The organism is Acidovorax sp. KPB24-07 (assembly GCF_057543315.1).
Genome location: NZ_BAAJYS010000377.1, coordinates 1 through 3,123 on the forward strand (window position 1 = coordinate 1; position 3,123 = coordinate 3,123).

Below are 3,123 nucleotides of genomic sequence, written 5' to 3' on the forward strand. Positions count from 1 at the left end.
CCCAGTGGCGAGCCCGCCCGCGCCGGCCCGATGCCCGGGCCGCCAGCCATCACGGCCTGCGATCCCACGGCGATGGGGGCCACCGAGGCCGGGGCGCGCAGCCAATGCGCCATCACCACCGCCAGCACGATGGCGGGCGACTCCATCAGCGCCATGGCCGCGGCCATGTAGCCGCCGGCAGGGGTGCCCTGCTGCTCCAGCAAGTGGCTGGCGGTCACGAACGTCACGGCGCTGACGCTGCCGTAGGTGGCCGCCACGGCAGCCGCATCGAAGGGCGGCAGCAGGCGGCGCAGCACGCACCATGCGATGGCCGGCACGGCGACGGCGAGCACCAGGGCACTGACCAGGGCGGCCGAGATCTGCACCGTCCAACCGGACTGGGCCAGGGCGAATCCGCCCTTGAGGCCCAGCGCCATGAGCAGGTACAGCGACAGAAAGCGCGACAGCGGCGCGGGAATCTCCAGGTTGGAGCGCAGCAGCCCGGCCGCCAGGCCGAGCACGAAAAACAGAATCGCGGGATCGAGCAGGTGTTTCATGGGGCGCGATGCTAGGCGGCAATGGCGATGAAGGAAAATCGATACTGTCGATCCGACCCATCGGGATTTCTCTATGCATGCCACTTTCCGCCAATTGCAGATCATGCTGGCTCTGGCCGAGACCGGCTCCGTCACCGGGGCCGCGCGCCACTGCCACGTGACCCAGCCCACGGCATCGATGCAACTCAAGGAGCTGTCGGACGCCATCGGACTGCCGCTGTACGAGCGCGTTGGCCAGCGGCTGCACCTCACCCAGGCGGGCGAGGCGGCGGCGCAGACGGCACGCGCCATCGCGGCCGACTGGGAGGCATTGGAGCAGCGCGTGGCCGCGCTCAAGGGCGTGAGCCAGGGCCGGCTGCGCATCGCGCTGGCCAGCACCGCCAAGTACTTCATTCCGCGCATGCTGGGCCGCTTTTGTGAGGAGCATCCGGGCGTGGACGTGGCGATGCAGGTGCTCAACCGCGATGGCGTGGTGCAGCGCCTGCTGGCCAACGAGGACGATCTCTACATCCTGTCCATCCCGCCGCGCGGCGTGCCGCACGACAGGCAGGTGCTGCTGAGCAACCCGCTGGTGGTCATCGCCGCACACGACCATCCGCTGGCCGCGCGTCGGCGCGTGCGGCTGGAGCAATTGCTCAAGGAGCCGTTCATCCTGCGCGAGACGGGTTCGGGCACACGGCTGGCGACGGAGGAGCATTTCAAAGCCCTGGGCTTCGCGCCGCGGGTGCGTCTGGAACTGGGCAGCAACGAGGCCATCAAGCAGTCCGTGGCGGCACGCATGGGCCTGGGGCTGGTGTCGCGGCATGCGCTGGCCGCAGACCCTGCCAGCGAAGGCGTGGCCATCCTGGCAGCGGAGCGCATGCCCGTGCCCTCGTCGTGGTACGTGCTGTGGCCGCAGGGCAAGCGGCTGTCTCCCATTGCCGAGACCTTTCTGCGGCAGCTGCTGCAACAGGCGCGCCGGTGGGAAGTGCACTCCTGATGCCAGCGAGCGGCACGGCGCGGCGCAAGCGTTTTTTCCACAAGACAATGGCCTGCGACGCCCATGCCCCCCGCGATCGCGATCCCGTCGATAGGCCGGGGTTCAGCGGCCCGCGATCATCTTCACGCCCAGGCCCACGAACACGGTGCCGGCCATGCGGTCCAGCCACAGGCCGGCGCGCGGCCTGCGCTGGAGCCAGGCGCCGATGGCACCCGCAAAATAGCCCAGCAGCCCGAACAGCACCGCCGCCTGCAGCGTGAACAAGAGCCCCAGCAGGCCCAGTTGCAGGGCGACGTTGCCTTGCGCCGGCACCACGAACTGCGGCAGGAACGACAGGAAGAAAAGCACCACCTTCGGGTTGATCGCATTGGCCAGCATGCCCTTGAAGAACAGGCTCCGCAGCGACTGCGCCGGTGCGCCCGCGGCATCGACGCGGCCGGCGCCCGGGCTGCGCAGCGCCTGAATGCCCAGCCAGATCAGGTAGGCCCCGCCCAGCCACCGCAACGCCGTGAAGGCGACGGGCGACGCGGCGATCAGCGCACTCACGCCCACCACGGCCAGCAGCGTGTGGCTCAGGCACCCCAGCGCGCAGCCCAGCCCGAACACAATGCCCTGCCAGCGCCCCCTGGACATCCCCATGCCCAGCACCAGCAGGTTGTCGGGACCGGGCGTGGCCGTGATGAGCACGGCGGTGAGCAAGAACGCGAGCAGTTGGGCGAAGGTGAGCATCGGACGATGATATTCGCGTGCGGCTCCCTCTCCACCAGCCTGGAGCGCAGCATGCCTCGACCCAAAAAAAAAGGCCGCGCTGTGCAGCGCGGCCTTTCGACGACACGGTGGGGATCACACGTTCATGATCGACACGAGGCGCGTGTTCAGATGGGCTTCCACGGCCTCGGAGCCGCCTTCGGAGCCGTAGCCCGAATCCTTCAGGCCGCCGAAGGGCAGCTCGGCTGCGGGAGCGGCGGCCTGGTTGATCCAGAGCATGCCCACTTCCAGGCGCTGGGCCAGCAGGTGCGCGTTCTTGAGCGAGCGCGTGAAGGCATAGCCCGCCAGGCCGAACGGCAGGCGGTTGGCCTCGGCGATGGCGTCCTCGATCTTCTCGAAACCGCGCACGGCGGCCACGGGGCCGAAGGGCTCTTCGTTGAAGATGCGGGCCGACAGGGGCACGTCGTTGAGCACCGTGGGCTGGAAGAAGTTGCCTTCGCTGCCGATGCGTTCGCCGCCGGTGGCCAGTTGCGCGCCCTGCTGCACCGCGTCGGCCATCAGGTCGGCCATGGCGGTGATGCGGCGCGGGTTGGCCAGCGGGCCCATCTGCGTGCCGTCGGCCAGGCCGTTGCCCACCTTGAGGCCCTGGGCGTGGCGCGACAGCGCGGCCACGAACTCGGCGCGGATGCTTTCATGCACCAGGAACCGCGTGGGCGAGATGCACACCTGGCCCGCGTTGCGGAACTTGGCGCCGCCGGCGGCCTTGATGGCCAGCTCGACATCGGCGTCTTCCGCCACGATCACCGGGGCGTGGCCGCCCAGCTCCATGGTCACGCGCTTCATGTGCTTGCCAGCCAGGGCGGCCAGCTGCTTGCCCACGGGCGTGGAGCCGGTGAAGGT

4 protein-coding genes are annotated in these 3,123 nt (G+C 69.5%); 1 reads left to right on the forward strand and 3 read right to left on the reverse strand.

What is annotated here, in order from left to right:
* The coding region (locus AC27IQ_RS21230) for a sodium-dependent bicarbonate transport family permease (protein WP_487090681.1) at positions 1-536 on the reverse strand (536 nt) is incomplete at its 3' end.
* 73 nt (positions 537-609) lie between these two features.
* Here AC27IQ_RS21230 and AC27IQ_RS21235 point away from each other — a divergent pair.
* The gene (locus AC27IQ_RS21235; RefSeq protein ID WP_487090682.1) at positions 610-1,515 is read left to right on the forward strand and encodes a LysR family transcriptional regulator; all 906 of its coding nucleotides are present in this window, start codon (positions 610-612) and stop codon (positions 1,513-1,515) included.
* A 102-nt stretch (positions 1,516-1,617) separates the two neighbouring features.
* Here AC27IQ_RS21235 and AC27IQ_RS21240 read toward each other — a convergent pair whose 3' ends face one another.
* Both AC27IQ_RS21240 and AC27IQ_RS21245 read right to left on the reverse strand, forming a co-directional pair.
* The gene (locus AC27IQ_RS21240; protein ID WP_487090683.1) at positions 1,618-2,244 is read right to left on the reverse strand and encodes a LysE family translocator; all 627 of its coding nucleotides are present in this window, start codon (positions 2,242-2,244) and stop codon (positions 1,618-1,620) included.
* Positions 2,245-2,358: 114 nt separating this feature from the next.
* Positions 2,359-3,123: aldehyde dehydrogenase family protein (locus tag AC27IQ_RS21245; protein WP_487090684.1), on the reverse strand; the 765-nt coding region annotated here is incomplete at its 5' end.